Genomic DNA, 15135 nt, shown 5'->3' with positions numbered 1-15135 from the left:
TAAATTATCACAAAATCATGTATGTATAAAAAGAAAAAGCCCCCGCCCGCATTGGGGCGGGGGCTTTGCATCTTGTGGTGGACTCAGTTGCCGGCGCTTTCCATCTTGCGGTGGGCGATCACCTCTTCCAGCCAGCCGAGCTTCATCTCTGGAACGGAGCTCAGCAGGAGGTCGGTGTAATCGTCGAACGGCGGGCTCAGCACTTTGGACTTGCCGCCGTAGCGCTGCACCTTGCCCTGGTACATCACCGCGATGTTGTCGGAGATGGCGCGCACGGTCGCCAGGTCGTGGGTGATGAACAGATACGCCACGTCCTCGATCTTCTGCAGGTCCAGGAGCAGCTTCAGGATGCCGTCCGCCACCAGCGGGTCCAGCGCCGAGGTGACCTCGTCGCAGATGATCATCTTGGGCTTGGCCGCCAGCGAGCGGGCGATGCATACGCGCTGCTTCTGGCCGCCCGACAGCTCCGCCGGGTAGCGGTCCATGAACTTCTCGCCCAGCTCGATCTCATCCAGCAGTTCGATGATCCGCTTCTTCTTCTCCGCGCCGCGCATGCCAAAGTAGAACTCCAGCGGGCGCCCGATGATGGTGCCGACGGTCTGGCGCGGGTTCATCGCCACGTCCGCCATCTGATAGATCATCTGCAGCTCGCGCAGGTCCTCGCGGCTGCGGCCCTTGAGATCGGGCGATAGCGTGCGGCCGGCAAACTCGATCTCGCCCTCGCGCGGCGGCAACAGGCCGGTGATCACGCGGGCGAGGGTGGATTTGCCGGAACCGGATTCGCCCACCACCGCCAGCGTCTGGCCGGGGTACAGGTCGACGTTCACATTGTGCAGCACGTCGAAGCTGGTGCCCTTGTAGCGGGCGGTGATGTTGCGCACGCTCAGCACCGGCTCCTCGGTGGGAGCCTTTTCCTCATGCTCGATGGAGCGGACCGAGACCAGCGCTTGGGTATACTCCTCCTGCGGGTTGTTGATGATCTGGTCGACAGGGCCGTATTCAACCGTGTTGCCCATCTTCAGCACCATGATGTCGTCGCTTACCTGCGCCACAACCGCCAGGTCGTGGGTGATGTAGAGCGCGGCAACGCCGGTATCCCGGATCGCTTCCTTGATCGCCATCAGCACGTCGATCTGGGTGGTCACGTCGAGGGCGGTGGTCGGCTCGTCGAACACCACCAGATCCGGCTCAGGACACAGCGCCAGCGCGGTCATGCAGCGCTGCAGCTGGCCGCCAGACACCTGGTGCGGGTAGCGCTCGCCGATGTTGTCCGGATCCGGCAGGCCCAGCTTGGCGAACAGGGCGCGGGCACGGGCTTCGGCCTGCTTGCGGGAGAACTTCTTCTGCTCGACCGCGGCCTCGACCACCTGGTCCATGATCTTCTTGGCAGGGTTGAAGGAGGCCGCCGCGGATTGCGAGACATAGGTGACCTCGCCGCCGCGCAGCTTGCGGATGTCGCCAAGCTTGGACTTCAGGATGTCGCGGCCGTTGACCCAGACCTCGCCGCCGGTGATCTTCACGCCGCCGCGGCCATAGGCCATGGAGGCGAGGCCAATGGTCGATTTGCCGGCACCGGATTCACCGATCAGCCCCAACACCTTTCCGGGCGCGAGGTCAAAGCTGACCCCGTGCACGATTTCGATGTCGCGGGGGCGTTCCCCCGGCGGATAGACGGTTGCGCCGATTTTCAGGTCGCGGACTTTCAACAGGGTATCGCTCATCCGCGGCCTCCTTTCAGCGATGTGGTCCGGTTCAGCACCCAGTCAGCCACCAGGTTGACCGAGATCGCCAGGGTGGCGATGGCAAAGGCAGGGATCAGGGCCGCAGGAATGCCATAGACAATCCCGTCCTTGTTTTCCTTCACGATGCCGCCCCAGTCGGCCGCCGGCGGCTGAACGCCAAGGCCCAGGAAGGACAGGGTGGAGACAAACAGAACCGCAAAGATGAACCGCAAGCCCATTTCGGCGACCAGCGGCGACAGCGCGTTCGGCAGGATCTCGCGGAAGATGATCCAGGAGGTCTTCTCGCCGCGAAGCCGCGCGGCTTCGACGTAGTCCATGACCTCGATATCGACCGCAACCGCGCGCGCCAGCCGGTAGACCCGGGTCGAGTCCAGCAGGCCCATCACGACGATCAGAATCGGAATGGTCACCGGCATGACCGACAGCACCACCAGGGCGAAGATCAGCGTCGGGATCGACATGATCAGGTCGACAAAGCGCGACATTGCCTGGTCCAGCCAGCCGCCGGCCTCGGCGGCGATAAAGCCCAGGATGGATCCGGTGGTGAAGGACAGCAGGGTTGCTGCAGTGGCGATGAAGATCGTGGTCTGGCCGCCATAGATCATCCGGGTCAGCAGGTCCCGTCCGATGTTGTCAGTGCCCAGCAGGAACTCCGAGCTGGCGGGTTCCCAGACGTCGCCGACCACTTCGCCAACCCCATAGGGGGCCAGCAGCGGCGCGAAAATCGCGCCGAGAAAGTACAAGGCCGTAAAGAACAGCCCGATGAGTGCGGAAATGGGGATATTCTTCATTTCGGATGCCTCAGGCGCGGGTTGCTCAGGATGGCGACGATATCAGCGATCATGTTGAGGCCGATATAGACGGCCGCAAAGATCAGTCCGCAGGCCTGCACAACAGGCACATCGCGCTTGGACACGTGGTCCACCAGATACTGGCCCATGCCGGGATAGACAAAGACCACCTCGATCACCACGACGCCCACCACCAGATAGGCGAGGTTCAGCATCACCACGTTGACGATGGGGGCAATGGCGTTCGGGAAGGCATGCCGGTAGATCACCTGAAAGGCGTTGAGGCCCTTCAGCTCGGCGGTTTCGATGTAGGCCGATTGCATCACGTTCAGGATCGCCGCGCGGGTCATCCGCATCATGTGCGCCAGCACCACCAGGGTCAGCACGGCAATCGGCAGAGCGATGGCGTTGAGCTTTTCAAACAGGCTCATGTTGTCGTTGACCATCGCCACAGAGGGGAACCAGCGCAGCTGCACCGCAATGACGTACATCAGCACGTAGCCGATCAGGAATTCGGGAATGGAGATCGAGGCGAGGGTGACGCCGGAGATCAGCTTGTCGGGCCAGCGGTCCTTGAAGCGGACAGCAAGCAGGCCAAGGAAAATGGCCAGGGGCACAGCAACGACGGCTGCCCAGAAGGCCAGGAACAGGGTATTCCAGAAACGGCTGGCGAGGGCCTCGGAAATATCCTGGCCGCTGGTGAGCGCGGTGCCCAGGTCGCCTTGGATGGCGCCGAACAGCCAGGCGAAATAGCGCTGCACAGGCGGATCGTTGACCCCAAGCTCAGCCCGCAGGTTGGCAAGTGCTTCCGGAGTCGCCGACTGGCCCAGAATCGATTGGGCAACATCGCCGGGCAGCACCATCGTGCCCGCGAAAATCACCATCGAGATAAGCAAAAGGAGGAGGAGGCTCAGCGCAATGCGCTGAACCAAAAGTTTCAATACCGGGGACATTTAGGCTTTGACCCACAGTTTGCTGGCGGCGTAGCCGTTCATCAGAACCTGGCCCGGGATGCCTTCGACAAAGCCGTCGACCTTGTCGGTGGTCGCTTCGACGAAGTCGTTGAACATCGGGCAGATCAGGCCGCCTTCGTCGCGCAGGATCATCGACATGTCAGCATACATCTGCGTCCGCTTTGCAACGTCCAGCTCGCCGCGTGCGGCAACCAGCATCTGGTCGAACTGCTCGTTGTTGAAGCGGGTGTCGTTCCAGTCCGCGGTGGACAGATAGGCTGTGGTGAACATCTGGTCCTGAGTCGGACGGCCGCCCCAGTAGCTGGTGCAGAACGGTTTGTTGTTCCAGACTTCCGACCAGTAGCCATCGTTCGGCTCGCGCTTGACGTCCAGCTTGATGCCCGCGCTGTTGAGCGACTGCTGGAACAGGGCGGAGGCATCCGGCGCGCCGGGGAAGGAGTTGTCCGAAGTGCGCAGCAGGATGGCGCCGTCGTGGCCAGCCTTCTTCATGTGGTGCATCGCCTTGTCCGGGTCGAACTGGCGCTGTTCCAGCTCGGTGTACATCGGATAGGAGGCGTTGATCGGGGTGTCGTTGCCCACGGTGCCATAGCCGTTCAGGATCTTGTCGACCATTTCCTGGCGGTTGATGCCGTACTTCAGAGCCATCCGCACGTCGTTGTTGTCAAACGGCGCGGTGTTGCAGTGCATGATGAACACATAGTGGCCGGCCGCAGAGGTCGAGTGCACGGTGATGTTCGGCGCGCGGTCCACCAGTTTCGCGGTGCGCGGCGGCACCCGGTCGATCACATCCACCTGGCCGGACTGCAGCGCTGCGACGCGGGCGGTGTCGTCGTTGATGACGATGATCTCCACGGTGTCCGCATTGCCCAGATCGCCCCAGTAGTTCGGGTTCTTCTCGGCCACGAAGCGCACGCCCATGTCGGAGGATTTCATGATGTAGGGGCCGGTGCCGATGGCCGCTGCCGGATCGTCATTGCCGCCGTTCGGCTGGATGATCAGGTGGTAGTCGGCCAGCAGATAAGGCAAGTCGGCGTTCGGGCTGTCCAGTTCGAAGACAACGCTGTCGCCGTCCGCGCGCACGTCCTTGATGCCGCGCATGATGCCCAGGGCGCCGGACTTGGTGTCCTCGCCGCTGTGGCGCTCCATGGTCTTGACCACGTCCTCGGCGGTCACGTTCTGGCCGTTCGAGTAGGTCACGCCGGGGCGCAGCTTGAAGGTCCAGGTCTTGGCGTCAGCCGAGGCTTCATAGCTTTCGGCCAGCTTGCCTTCGATGCCGCCGTCCTCGGCCAGCTCGACCAGGGTTTCACCCCACAGGCGGGTGACCATCAGGCCGACGGTGTTGGTGACCAGAGCAGGATCAAGGCTGTCGGTGGTGGAGCCGCCCTGCAGGCCAAGGCGGATGGTGCCGCCTTTCTGCGGGCCAGCCGCCTTGGCGGCGCTGGACAGCAGCAGGTTGGCGGATACAGCGGTAAAGCCCAGTGCTGCGGCCTTGCCCAGGAAGTCGCGGCGCGACAGCTTGCCTGCCACAGCCTGGCTGGCCAGGTACTGCATGTGTCTGTTCATAGGTCTCTCCCGATTGGTTGCGGTGCCGTAAGCACCCGTTTTTTGATTGGTGGTTCAAGATTTGCGCATTTGCTGCCACCTCGCAAGCGTTATTCGTGAAACGCTTGGTAAGGCCGCGCACACGCCGGCAAGGGCTGCTGAAGGGAAGTCGCCTTTTTCAAGTAAGGTGCCGTTTTTCGCTGCCATGCCGGGTGTAAATCAAAAAAACATCTGGAATGCGACAAGAAATTTTTGTGCGCAGGAATGACGGTTTTTTTATGATTTGGCCGGTTCGAGGTGCAATGCTGGCGGTAACAGGGATAGAATCGATGCTTTCTGGCCTGAAAACGTCGTCGCTGCCGCCGGCAGGGCCGGCTGACAGCGCGTTTCCGGCGGGTGGGGCCGCTGGGGCCACTGGGGCGCGATGGCCGGATCAGGCCTGTTCCGTATCCATCCAGATGGTCACCGGGCCGTCGTTCAGCAGCCGCACTTTCATGTCGGCGCCAAAGCGCCCCTTGGCTGTTTCCAAACCGAGCCGCGACAGCTGGCCCGCAAAATAGTCATACAGCCGCTCGCCCTCTGCCGGGGATGCGGCTGCCGAAAACCCGGGCCGGTTGCCGCGGCGGGTGTCTGCGGCCAGGGTGAACTGGCTGACCACCAGGGCGCTGCCGCCGGTGTCCAGCACCGAGAGGTTCATCTTGCCGCCCTCATCCTTGAAGATCCTGAGCTTGGAGATCTTGGCGGCCAGCTGATCCGCCTGGGCTTCGCTGTCGCCCTGCATGGCACAGACCAGGATCAGCAGTCCGGGGCCGATTTCGCCAAGGGTTTCGCCATCCACCGTGACCGAGGCCTCGCTGACCCGCTGAATCAATGCCCGCATCTGTGTTTGTCCTTGTCCTGCCTCAGCCGCGCCAGTCCGCAAATTCCTCCAGCGCCGCCCGGCTGGTGCGGAAGCTGTTGGCCGGGTGGTCTCCGTCGCCGTAACCAAAGGAGATGGCGCAGAGGATGATCCGGTCGTCCGGTATGTCCAGCAGTTCATGCAGCAGCGGTGCAAAGGAGGCAACCGCCGCCTGCGGGATACTGGCAACCCCGGCGGCTTGGGCCGCCAGCGTGAAGGCCGCAACAAAGCCGCCGCAATCCATCGCGCCGTAGGATCCCAGCTCCGCCGGAGAGGACAGGATCGCGCAATGGGGTGCGCCGAACAGCCGGTAATTTTCCATCATCTGCCGGGCCGAGCCCGCACGGTCGCCTTTCTGCACGCCGACAGCCTCATACAGCGCCCAGCCGCAGTCGCGGCGGCGCTGCTGATACTCATCCGAGTAGCCATCGGGAAAGGGCAGGTCCGGGCTGTGCCCGCCGTCCTCGGCCGCCTTCAGAAGGGCGGCCCGCACGCGCTCCGCTTCAGCGCCGCTGCAGATCGTCACCTTCCAGGGCTGCGCATTGCACCATGAGGGCACCTTTTGCGCGGTCCGCAGGATGTCATCTATCACCGCGCGCGGCACCGGCTCCGGGCGGAAGGCCCGGCAGCTGTGGCGCGCGGCAAACAGTTTGTTCAGGCGTTGCAGTTCGGGTGTCACGTCAGGTCCCTCCGGGCGGCTGAGGGCCAGACTGGCGTCAGAATTTCCTTTGCGCAAGCGCCCCGCTTGCGCCGGATCAAGGCAGTGCCGCAGCGTCAGGGATACAATGGGCCGAAACAGGAAAGGAGGTTGAACTATGGTGGAAAAAACCGAACACGGCGGTTTCTGGCCGTCGCTCTATGACCCGTTCCGCAGCTTCGGAACCCGTCTCACCGATTGGCTCAATCCCGCAACTGAGGCCTCTTCGGGCAAAGAGGCTTATGACATTGCGATGGAGCTTCCGGGCGTCGCTCTTGGAGATGTCGAGCTGACCGTGGACAACGGCGTGCTGATGATCCGCGGCGAAAAGAAAACCCAGTCCGAGAAGACAGGCGACACATGGTACTTCAGCGAGCGCCAGTATGGTGCCTTCCGCCGTTCCTTCCGCCTGCCGGAGGATGCCGACGGGCAGGCGGCCTCTGCCAGGATGGAGGACGGCGTTCTGCATATCTCGGTGCCGAAGAAAGCGCTGGAGCAGCCTGAGACCGCCCGCAAGATCGAGATCAGTAAGGGCTGACAAGGGGTCGGCTGCGGTTCCGGCAGAATACCGGGGAAAGGAACCGGCCGCATCAGGAAGGGGGAGGCAGCTCCCCCTTCCGCTGTTTGCAGCGCTACTGCTGGCTGGCCAGCAGGGCGATGCCCGCGGCAACGGCCAGCGCCAGAACGACCGCAATGGCAATCTTCCAGGCCGAATAGGGCCGCTCGCCCTGCACCCGGCCCGATTGCCCGTTCACCACAAAACGGTAGGTCTTGCCGCGGTACTTGTAGGCCGCCAGCCAGACCGGCAGCAGGATGTGCTTGAAGGTCACATCGGACATCCGCGTGTCGATGCTGCTGATGCGCTGCCGGTCGCCGCCGATGTCGAAGCGCACGTCGCGCTCGATAACGCGCTCCATCTTCTGTCCCGCCTCGGCAAAGCCTGCCTCCAGGTCCACCGCATAGGCCTCGGCCCGGAAGCCCGCCAGATACTGCGGCTGATAGGGTTCAAGCTGCGACAGGTCCCAGGGCTCCAGCGCCTCGGTATAGCGTTTCGGCAGGCTTTTGGAGGCCAGCACCAGCACATCGTCAAAGAACCGCTGCACCCGGCCGGAAGCGGGCCGCCAGCGCACCTTGGCCACCTGCCGGGTCTGCATCTTGCCGTCGCGCCGGAAGGTTTCGGTCACGTAATAGACCGTGCCGCGCTGACCGGTATAGGAACTGCGGGTCTGGGCGTCATAGGTCCAGTAAGGCACATAGATCCCTTGCATCCGCCGCCCCTTGCGGGCGTATTCCTTCAGGCCGCTTGGTGCGAACCACAACTGGCCGAGCCAATCGGTCATTGCCTTGTGCGCCGCGCGCTCCTCCACGGCAAACGGCAGCACCCCCTTGGGCTTGATATGCCTGTTCTCGCCGGTGCCGGTCACGACCGGGGTGGCGCAGAACGGGCATTCCTTGGCGTGGGTGTCAGGGTCGAACTCGACCTGGGCCGCGCAGTTCGGGCAGACAGAGACGCGCGTGACTTCGATTTCCGCCTCCGGCAGCTGCTCGGCCACGGCAGCGCGGAAGTCCAGCTCCCGCAGGGCGGAGCCCTCCCACGGCCCGCTGCGCACGTCTTCGCGGTGGCCGCAGTGATCGCAGATCAGCGCCCCCGCGTTCGGGTCGAAACGGTAATCGGCGCCGCAATTGGGGCAGGGGAAGCGGTGGCTGTCCTCCTGGGCAGAGGGCGCGCTGGCGGCTGGCGGCGGCGGGGGCATCGTCACGGGGCGGGGAACCTGCGGTGGGAAATCAACGGAAGGAATGAGGGCGGCGGCATCGCGGTCCGGGCACCGCCGCAGCCAAGGCTCAGCCGGCAGGCGGGGCCGGAGGGGGCGGGGGCGGGGGCGGCAGGATCGTGAACAGCTGCGCCAGTTCCATCACATCGCCCGCCCGTTTCCAGCCATCCTGGCCTGGCGTCCAGACATGGGTGTCCCGCGTCAGGCTGCCGTCCTGCGCCATCCGCCCCATCCGCGCTTTGGAAAAGGGCCCGGAGGTTTGCCCCTCCGCCGCGATATGCCAGACATGCTCCACCGGCGGCGGGGGCGGCGCCACGGGCGCAGGCGCTTGCGGCGCAGCGGGTTCGGGCCGCGCACCCCATGGCCCGGACGGCTGACCCGCTGCCTGAGAAGCCGCGCCTCCCTGCAGGGCCTGGCCCATCTGCTGCGCCATCGCCATTCCCATGCCCATCCCCATGCCGGCACCCATGCCGCTGTTCGGCGTTTTGGCCGCGGCGGTCATCGCTTCGGCCGCAGAAAACTGGGTATAGCGGCCAAGGTCGCCCAGCACGCCCATCTGCGTGCGCTTGTCCATCGCTTCCTCTACCGCGGGCGGCAGCGAGATGTTTTCGATATAAAGCTCCGGCATCATCAGGCCGTAGTCCGCCAAAGTGCCGGAGATCTCTGCCGCCACCAGCTTGCCCAGGTCTGCCGTGTTGGCGGCCATGTCCAGCACCGGAATGCCGGAGCCTGCGATGACGCGGGAGAACTCCTGCACGATGATATTGCGGATCTGATAGGAGATCTCGTCCATCGTGAACTCGCCATCGGTGCCGACGATCTCGCTCAGGAAGCGGGCGGGGTCGGCGACCTTGATCGTATAGGTGCCATAGGCGCGCAGCCGCACCGGGCCGAATTCCGGATCGCGGCAGATGATCGGGTTCTTGGTGCCCCACTTCAGATCGCTGAAGCGGGTGGTGTCGACAAAGTAGATCTCCGACTTGAACGGCGATTGGAAGCCATGGTCCCAATGCTGCAGCGTCGTCAGCACCGGCATGTTGTTGGTCTCCAGCAGATAGAGACCCGGGGTGAACACATCCGCCAGCTGCCCCTCATGCACGAACACTGCTGCCTGGCCCTCGCGCACCGTCAGCTTGGCGCCGTATTTGATGGCATGGCCCTCGCGCTCGAACCGCCAGACCATGGTGTCACGAGTGTCATCCACCCAGTGAATGACATCAATGAATTCGCCCTTGAGAAAATCGAAAATACCCATGTTTCAGGTCCTCTTCCTTTGGCGGCCTACAGTTCCTGGCCCATCGCCTCGCGGGCGAGAATGCGGATCACGGGGCGGGCGTCTTCGGCGCTCATGCCCGTTTTCAGTCTTGGATCATACAGCATCTGCAGCAGTTTTTCGTCAAAGCTGGTCAGCAGCGCAAATTCGTCATCGTCGTTGAAAATCGAGGGCCGCGCCCGCGGGCTGTCGTTGCGAAGGCCCAGACCTTGCGCCACTTCCTCATGCACGCAGCTTTTGCGTACCAGGTCCGGGTGCTCGGCCCGGATCAGCGCCACTCCGCGGGTGTAGGACAGCGGATTGCTCTGCGGCCCGCCTGCCACCACCAGGCAGTAGAAACTGCGCGGCGGCGCGGCCAGCAGCGACAGGTCCTTGGCGCTGATCGCGGGCAGCAGTTCGCGCACGCGCTCGGCCACAAAGGCGCTGTCGTCGAGGCTGGCAAAGATCACGTGGAAATTGCCGCGCGCGGCCACGGTGCCGATCGGGTGGCCGGTGATCCGGGCCAGCCGGGCGGCGTAGGCGTTCAGCGTCTCGGTGTCCGCAGCCCGCCGGGCCGCGGGCACCGAGGGGCCGAACTCTGCCGCGATCCGCACCGGGCCTTCCCAGCGGCCCAATCCGCCGGATATGCCGGAGCCGCCGTATTCATCATAAAACGCCAGCGCTTCGAAGCTCTCCGCCAGATCTTCGGCATCATAAGGCGTGTCCGGTCCGCCGCCGTCGGTTCGCAGCAGGCCGCGGGTCAGCAGGTCGCGCTGCAAGGCGTTGTAGTAGTAGGCCAGCTGTGCGCTGTCGGCGGAGGGTTTGTAGACTGCAGGTTCCGGCACGGCAGGGCGGGGCTGCGGCACCAGCGATTCCGGCTGGTCAAACGGCAGGCATGCCGCCAGGGCGGCCAGCCCGGCCAGTGCCGCTCCGCCTTTCCAAACCGCGTAATGCGCCCGCACGCCTGCCACCGGTTTCAGTTCGGCACCGCGGTGCCCGCGGTGTCGCCAGTCCCGTCGCGGCGGGACTTGGCGGCAGCCAGCGTGTCGCGCAGCTCGGCCTCCATCTTTTGCAGTTCGGCCTCTGCGGCGGCGCGTTTGGCCTTGCCCTCATCGGCGATGCGCAGGCTGTCCTGAATGGTGCCGATCAGATCCGCATTGGCCTGTTTCACGGCCTCAATGTCAAAGACGCCGCGCTCCATCTCCTGGCGGATCATCTCGTTCGACTGGCGCAGGTTGGCGGCGTTGGAGGTCAAGAGCTCATTGGTCAGGTCATTGGCGTCACGCACCGCGGCCGCTGCCTGGGCGGAGCGCTGGATGGTCAGTGCCTGCGCCAGCTGGGTTTCCCACAGCGGCACGGTGTTGACCAGGGTGGAGTTGATCTTGGTCACCAGCGACTTGTCGTTCTCCTGCACCAGCCGGATCGACGGCAGCGACTGCATGGTGACCTGGCGGGTGAGCTTGAGATCATGCACCCGGCGTTCCAGATCATCACGGGCTGCGCGCAGGTCGCGCAGCTCCTGCGCCTTCATGACCTGATCGTTTTCGGCGGCAGCCTGGACCTCGGCTTCCTTGGCCGGGATGTCCTCGCCGTCCAGCTGCGCCAGCTTGGCCTCGCCTGCCGCGATATACAGCGCCAGCTCGTCGTAGAAGTTCAGCGTCTTCTCATACAGCAGGTCGAGCGACTTGATGTCTTTCAGCAGCTGATGCTCATGGCCCAGCAGGTCATCGGTGATCCTGTCGATCTGCTCCTGCACCGTCTCATAGCGCGCAGTGAATTTGGCAAAGGGGGCGGCCCTGCCCAAAAGACGCTCCCACAAGGTCGGCTTGCGGCGGATGTCCAGTTCGGAGACCGAGAAGCCGCGGATGGTGGTCACGATATTGCGCAAGCTGTCGCCCGCAGGCCCCACGTCCTTATTGCGCACATCCGAGAGCATCGCCTGGCTGATCGTCTGCAGCTCGGCCTGCGCGGCAGAGCCGAAATGGATAATTGAATTGGTGTCGGCCATGTCGAGCTGGTCCATCCGCACCCGGATCGCCTCGCTGGTGGGGGCATCGGCCTGCTCCAGCGGCTGCACCTCCGCCACAGGTTCCGGCAGTTCGATGGCCGTGACCTCTTTTACCAGTGTTTCGGCCTGGGCGGCTTTCTGTTGGACAGCTTCCGACATGAACGGCTTCCTCGCTAATCAGTTGCGGTCCAGATGGACCCCTTCACGCTGCAAACGGTCGCGCAGCACATCAATCTCAATCGTCAGGTCCGTGCGGTCTTCCACCAGCATCTTGCGGGTGCGCGCGGCAAAGTTCTGTTCCAGATCATCCAGCAGCGCCAAATAACCCTCGCGCGCCTGCGCGTCCTGGCTGCGGGCGTAAATGTCGGCAAATTTCACCGTCGCGTCACGGGCGCCCTGCAGATAGACGGTCAGGTACTTCCGCGCCGCAGTCAGGTCGCGCGGGTCTTCCTCAACCGTGCGGAACAATTCGCGGGCAACAGATTGGAACTGTTCCACCCGTGCCTCCACCCGGCGGTCGCGGGCGCGCAGGGCGGCGTCCTTCATGGCGGCAAGGCTTTGCTCGGCCTCATCCACTGCGCGGGCCACCCGGGACTGCTGGAAGGTGTCGGCGCCCGCCACACCCTTGTCCCGCAGCGGGTCGATGCCAAAGGCTGTGATATGGAGACCCGTTGCCGCGGCGCCGTAAATGGCGGCAATCAGGATGCCGGGTTCGGCCTTCCACGCAGCCAGCGCCGCGCCGGCGCCGGCCAGCAGTGCCGCCAGGATCTTGCGGGGCAGAGTGGGCCTGCGGGCCACCTTGCGGGCGGCATAGGCAGCCTCAGCCTTCAGCCCCTCGCGCAGCAGGAAGGCGCCGCTGGTCCACAGGCCTGCGCCAAGCAGCCCCAGCGCCAGCCCGGTGGCGCCGTCGTTCAGCGACAGCAGGGCCAGGAGTGCGGGCGGCACAAAGAGCACGTTGGCGCGCACCCCGACCGGGTCCACCTGGGCATTGCGGTAAGACTGCTGCGGAGCAGGGCCTTCCGGCCCGGGTTTGCTGCCGGGGCTGTGTTTGCCGCCGTAACGCTGTGCCATCCGCTCAGCCCCCCACAATCCAGCCAGTGCTGAGGCCGAACATCAGGATCAATAGGGCGACATAGGCGATTTTCTGCACGCAAGCTCCCCCAGGAACGGCCAGCTAAGATTAACTGATTGGAAATCTAGGGGATAGCTGGCGCTGTTGCTAGGGGGAAGTCCGCGGTAAATGGCTCAGCGGCGGGGATTCTTGCCGGCGGGGCGTTTACCGCCGCCGCGCTGTTCCGGCCGGGCGCCGCGGGAGGGCGGGGCTTTGCCTGCGGGCCTGCCCGCTTTGCCAGGCGCCTGCGACGCCTGTTTCCCGCCTGGTTTGCCTGCGGGCTTGCCCATCGGCTTTCCTGCCGGCTTGCCGCCGCGCGCGCGGGTGGGGCGGGCGGCCGGTTTTTCCTCTTCCGGCTCCAGCCCCAACTGGTCGCGCACCACGCGGGCGCGCAGTTCCTCGACCTCGCCCGGTTTCAGGTTGCCCAGCTGGAACGGCCCGTAAGACACCCGCAGCAGCCGGTTCACGCTGAAGCCGATATCCTCCATCGCACGCCGGATCTCGCGGTTCTTGCCTTCGCGCAGGCCCACGGTCAGCCAGGCGTTTGCGCCCTGCTGGCGGTCCAGCGAGACCGTCATCGGCTGGAACCTCTCGCCCTCGATCACCAGGCCCTTGCGCAGAGGGGCGAAATCCTCGTCCTTGGGGCGGCCGTTGATCCGCACCCGGTAGCGGCGCAGCCAGCCGGTGGCGGGCAGCTCCAGCTTGCGCTTGATGCCGCCGTCGTTTGTCAGCAGCAAAAGCCCCTCGGAGTTGAGGTCGAGGCGGCCGACCGTCATCACCCGCGGCATGTCCTCCGGCAGCTCGTCAAAGATCGTCTTGCGGCCTTTTTCGTCGCTGTTCGAGGTCACCAGCCCGATGGGTTTGTAATACAGCCACATCCGCGGCGCTTCGGCCTCCGGCAAGGGCTGGCCGTCAACGCTGATCCGGTCTGCCGCGGTCACGTTCAGCGCCGGGCTGTCGATCTTCTTGCCGTTCACCGATACGCGGCCCTCGGCGATCATGCGCTCGGCTTCGCGGCGCGAGGCGATGCCTGCGCGCGACAGGACCTTGGCGATGCGGTCGCCCTCGGGCGCGGCGCCTTCAGGTTTGGCAGGGGCCTTGCGGGGCTGTGATTTCGGGGCCGGTTTGCCCTTGGGGGATGCGGGTGTTTTGCTCATGCCAGTGCCATAGAGCATTCCGCCGCCTTGCGAAAGCGGGCAATCGCGGGCAGGAAGGGGCATGGCATTCAAATCGCATATGGATAAGGCGCTGGACCAGGCGCGGGCGGCGGCAGGGCGGGGCGAGGTGCCGGTGGGCGCCGTTCTGATTGCGCCGGACGGACAGGTGGCGGCGCTGGCGGGCAACCGCACCCGCGAGCTGCACGATCCCACTGCCCATGCCGAGATCCTGACCATCCGCGAGGCCTGCGCCGCCTTGGGCAGCGAGCGGCTCACGGGCTACGACCTTTATGTCACGCTGGAGCCCTGCGCCATGTGCGCCGCCGCCATCGCCGCCGCCCGCATCCGCCGGGTTTACTATGGCGCCTCCGACCCCAAGTCCGGCGGCGTGGCGCATGGCGCCTGTGTGTTCTCCCACCCGCAATCGCATCACGCGCCGGAAGTTTATGAAGGGATTGCCGAAGGCGAGGCCAGCGCGCTGCTCAAGGGTTTCTTCACAGACAAGCGCTGAGCGGATGCCGGTGGTTTTACACCGGGCTTCGAGCGGTTGCGGAATTAGGACATTTGCCCTAAGAGGGATGTAGGTCGATTGTCCTAGGGGTTTGGATGACGCAGGAAACAACCAAAGACCGGATTGCGGAAGCAGCTGATCAGCTGTTCTATGAGCGCGGGTTCGAGGCCACGTCATTTGCGGACATTGCCGCTGCTGTCGGCATCTCCCGCGGCAATTTCTACTACCATTTCAAGACCAAGGACGAGATCCTTGACGCCGTGATCACACGCCGCATGGCCAGCACACGCGCTATGCTGAGCGACTGGCAAACGGCGTCCGCCAGCCCGCTGGACCGGATCGCTTGCTTTATCCGCATCCTGACCGCCAACCAGGCCAAGATCACCCTCTACGGCTGCCCGGTCGGCACGCTGGTGGCGGAACTTGGCAAGCTGGACCATACGGCGCAGGATCAGGCCGCTGCCCTTTTCACGCTGTTCCGCGATTGGCTCTGCCGCCAGTTCGAGGAGCTGGGTTGCGGCGAAGGGGCGGACGCCCTGGCCATGCACCTGCTGGCCCGCAGCCAGGGAGCGGCGACACTGGCGCAGGCGTTTGGCGACGCGGATTTTATCAGCCGTGAAGTGGCGCTGATGCAGGACTGGCTCCGGGATCAAATGCCAACGGATCACCCCGCCTAACAC

Annotated in this window: 15 protein-coding genes; 3 read left to right on the top strand and 12 right to left on the bottom strand. The window is 64.5% G+C overall.

Annotated features, from left to right (window positions below; translation table 11 throughout):
- Positions 1–83: 83 nt before the first annotated feature.
- The 6 genes from CAER_RS0126555 to CAER_RS0126530 all read right to left on the bottom strand — a co-directional run bounded on the left by CAER_RS0126555 (position 84) and on the right by CAER_RS0126530 (position 6626).
- Positions 84–1721 carry an ABC transporter ATP-binding protein gene (locus CAER_RS0126555; protein WP_027238219.1) on the bottom strand — a complete coding sequence of 546 codons (1638 nt, stop codon included), beginning with the start codon at positions 1719–1721 and terminating at the stop codon, positions 84–86.
- Complete coding sequence (locus tag CAER_RS0126550) at positions 1718–2533, bottom strand: ABC transporter permease (protein WP_027238218.1); 816 nt, start codon at positions 2531–2533, stop codon at positions 1718–1720. Before CAER_RS0126550 ends, CAER_RS0126555 begins: the two co-directional genes overlap by 4 nt.
- Positions 2530–3486, bottom strand: a complete 957-nt coding sequence (locus CAER_RS0126545) for an ABC transporter permease (RefSeq protein ID WP_027238217.1) — start codon at positions 3484–3486, stop codon at positions 2530–2532. The genes CAER_RS0126550 and CAER_RS0126545 overlap by 4 nt, the downstream gene beginning before the upstream one ends.
- Positions 3487–5070 carry an ABC transporter substrate-binding protein gene (locus tag CAER_RS0126540; protein ID WP_027238216.1) on the bottom strand — a complete coding sequence of 528 codons (1584 nt, stop codon included), beginning with the start codon at positions 5068–5070 and terminating at the stop codon, positions 3487–3489.
- Between the two features lie 412 nt (positions 5071–5482).
- Complete coding sequence (gene dtd, locus CAER_RS0126535) at positions 5483–5929, bottom strand: D-aminoacyl-tRNA deacylase (protein ID WP_027238215.1); 447 nt, start codon at positions 5927–5929, stop codon at positions 5483–5485.
- 22 nt (positions 5930–5951) lie between these two features.
- Positions 5952–6626, bottom strand: coding sequence for a nitroreductase (locus CAER_RS0126530; RefSeq protein ID WP_051357895.1), 675 nt, complete (start codon positions 6624–6626; stop codon positions 5952–5954).
- 136 nt (positions 6627–6762) lie between these two features.
- Between CAER_RS0126530 and CAER_RS0126525 the strand changes: the two genes are divergently transcribed.
- The gene (locus CAER_RS0126525) at positions 6763–7182 is read left to right on the top strand and encodes an Hsp20/alpha crystallin family protein (RefSeq protein ID WP_027238213.1); all 420 of its coding nucleotides are present in this window, start codon (positions 6763–6765) and stop codon (positions 7180–7182) included.
- A 94-nt stretch (positions 7183–7276) separates the two neighbouring features.
- Here the strand turns inward: CAER_RS0126525 and CAER_RS0126520 are convergent, their stop codons facing one another.
- The 6 genes from CAER_RS0126520 to CAER_RS0126495 all read right to left on the bottom strand — a co-directional run bounded on the left by CAER_RS0126520 (position 7277) and on the right by CAER_RS0126495 (position 13944).
- Positions 7277–8398, bottom strand: a complete 1122-nt coding sequence (locus CAER_RS0126520) for a TFIIB-type zinc ribbon-containing protein (protein WP_027238212.1) — start codon at positions 8396–8398, stop codon at positions 7277–7279.
- An 88-nt stretch (positions 8399–8486) separates the two neighbouring features.
- Positions 8487–9671, bottom strand: coding sequence for an SPFH domain-containing protein (locus tag CAER_RS0126515; RefSeq protein ID WP_027238211.1), 1185 nt, complete (start codon positions 9669–9671; stop codon positions 8487–8489).
- Positions 9672–9697: 26 nt separating this feature from the next.
- The gene (locus tag CAER_RS0126510) at positions 9698–10591 is read right to left on the bottom strand and encodes a DUF2927 domain-containing protein (RefSeq protein ID WP_084299665.1); all 894 of its coding nucleotides are present in this window, start codon (positions 10589–10591) and stop codon (positions 9698–9700) included.
- Between the two features lie 53 nt (positions 10592–10644).
- Entirely contained in the window at positions 10645–11835 is a 1191-nt protein-coding gene (locus CAER_RS0126505; protein WP_027238209.1) for a toxic anion resistance protein, read from the bottom strand.
- An 18-nt stretch (positions 11836–11853) separates the two neighbouring features.
- Positions 11854–12747, bottom strand: a complete 894-nt coding sequence (locus CAER_RS0126500; RefSeq protein WP_027238208.1) for a 5-bromo-4-chloroindolyl phosphate hydrolysis family protein — start codon at positions 12745–12747, stop codon at positions 11854–11856.
- Between the two features lie 174 nt (positions 12748–12921).
- Complete coding sequence (locus tag CAER_RS0126495) at positions 12922–13944, bottom strand: pseudouridine synthase (protein WP_036798067.1); 1023 nt, start codon at positions 13942–13944, stop codon at positions 12922–12924.
- Positions 13945–14005: 61 nt separating this feature from the next.
- On the opposite strand from CAER_RS0126495, the gene CAER_RS0126490 reads away from it, so the two are divergent.
- Together CAER_RS0126490 and CAER_RS0126485 are read left to right on the top strand one after the other, a co-directional pair.
- Positions 14006–14455, top strand: coding sequence for a nucleoside deaminase (locus CAER_RS0126490; RefSeq protein ID WP_027238206.1), 450 nt, complete (start codon positions 14006–14008; stop codon positions 14453–14455).
- A 95-nt stretch (positions 14456–14550) separates the two neighbouring features.
- Positions 14551–15132: a TetR/AcrR family transcriptional regulator gene (locus CAER_RS0126485; RefSeq protein ID WP_027238205.1), complete on the top strand. Its 582-nt coding sequence runs from the start codon at positions 14551–14553 to the stop codon at positions 15130–15132.
- The last annotated feature ends 3 nt before the right edge of the window (positions 15133–15135 follow it).

The organism is Leisingera caerulea DSM 24564, assembly GCF_000473325.1.
Classification (GTDB): Bacteria; Pseudomonadota; Alphaproteobacteria; order Rhodobacterales; family Rhodobacteraceae; genus Leisingera; species Leisingera caerulea.
This window is presented reverse-complemented; position numbering and strand designations above follow the sequence as displayed.

Coding starts and splice junctions, on each gene's coding strand:
- CAER_RS0126525 (WP_027238213.1), top strand. CDS start 6,763: ATGGTGGAAAAAACCGAACACGGCGGTTTCTGGCCGTCGCTCTATGAC.
- CAER_RS0126490 (WP_027238206.1), top strand. CDS start 14,006: ATGGCATTCAAATCGCATATGGATAAGGCGCTGGACCAGGCGCGGGCG.
- CAER_RS0126540 (WP_027238216.1), bottom strand. CDS start 5,070: ATGAACAGACACATGCAGTACCTGGCCAGCCAGGCTGTGGCAGGCAAG.
- CAER_RS0126515 (WP_027238211.1), bottom strand. CDS start 9,671: ATGGGTATTTTCGATTTTCTCAAGGGCGAATTCATTGATGTCATTCAC.
- CAER_RS0126545 (WP_027238217.1), bottom strand. CDS start 3,486: ATGTCCCCGGTATTGAAACTTTTGGTTCAGCGCATTGCGCTGAGCCTC.
- CAER_RS0126505 (WP_027238209.1), bottom strand. CDS start 11,835: ATGTCGGAAGCTGTCCAACAGAAAGCCGCCCAGGCCGAAACACTGGTA.
- CAER_RS0126520 (WP_027238212.1), bottom strand. CDS start 8,398: ATGCCCCCGCCGCCGCCAGCCGCCAGCGCGCCCTCTGCCCAGGAGGAC.
- dtd (WP_027238215.1), bottom strand. CDS start 5,929: ATGCGGGCATTGATTCAGCGGGTCAGCGAGGCCTCGGTCACGGTGGAT.
- CAER_RS0126500 (WP_027238208.1), bottom strand. CDS start 12,747: ATGGCACAGCGTTACGGCGGCAAACACAGCCCCGGCAGCAAACCCGGG.
- CAER_RS0126485 (WP_027238205.1), top strand. CDS start 14,551: ATGACGCAGGAAACAACCAAAGACCGGATTGCGGAAGCAGCTGATCAG.
- CAER_RS0126550 (WP_027238218.1), bottom strand. CDS start 2,533: ATGAAGAATATCCCCATTTCCGCACTCATCGGGCTGTTCTTTACGGCC.
- CAER_RS0126495 (WP_036798067.1), bottom strand. CDS start 13,944: ATGAGCAAAACACCCGCATCCCCCAAGGGCAAACCGGCCCCGAAATCA.
- CAER_RS0126555 (WP_027238219.1), bottom strand. CDS start 1,721: ATGAGCGATACCCTGTTGAAAGTCCGCGACCTGAAAATCGGCGCAACC.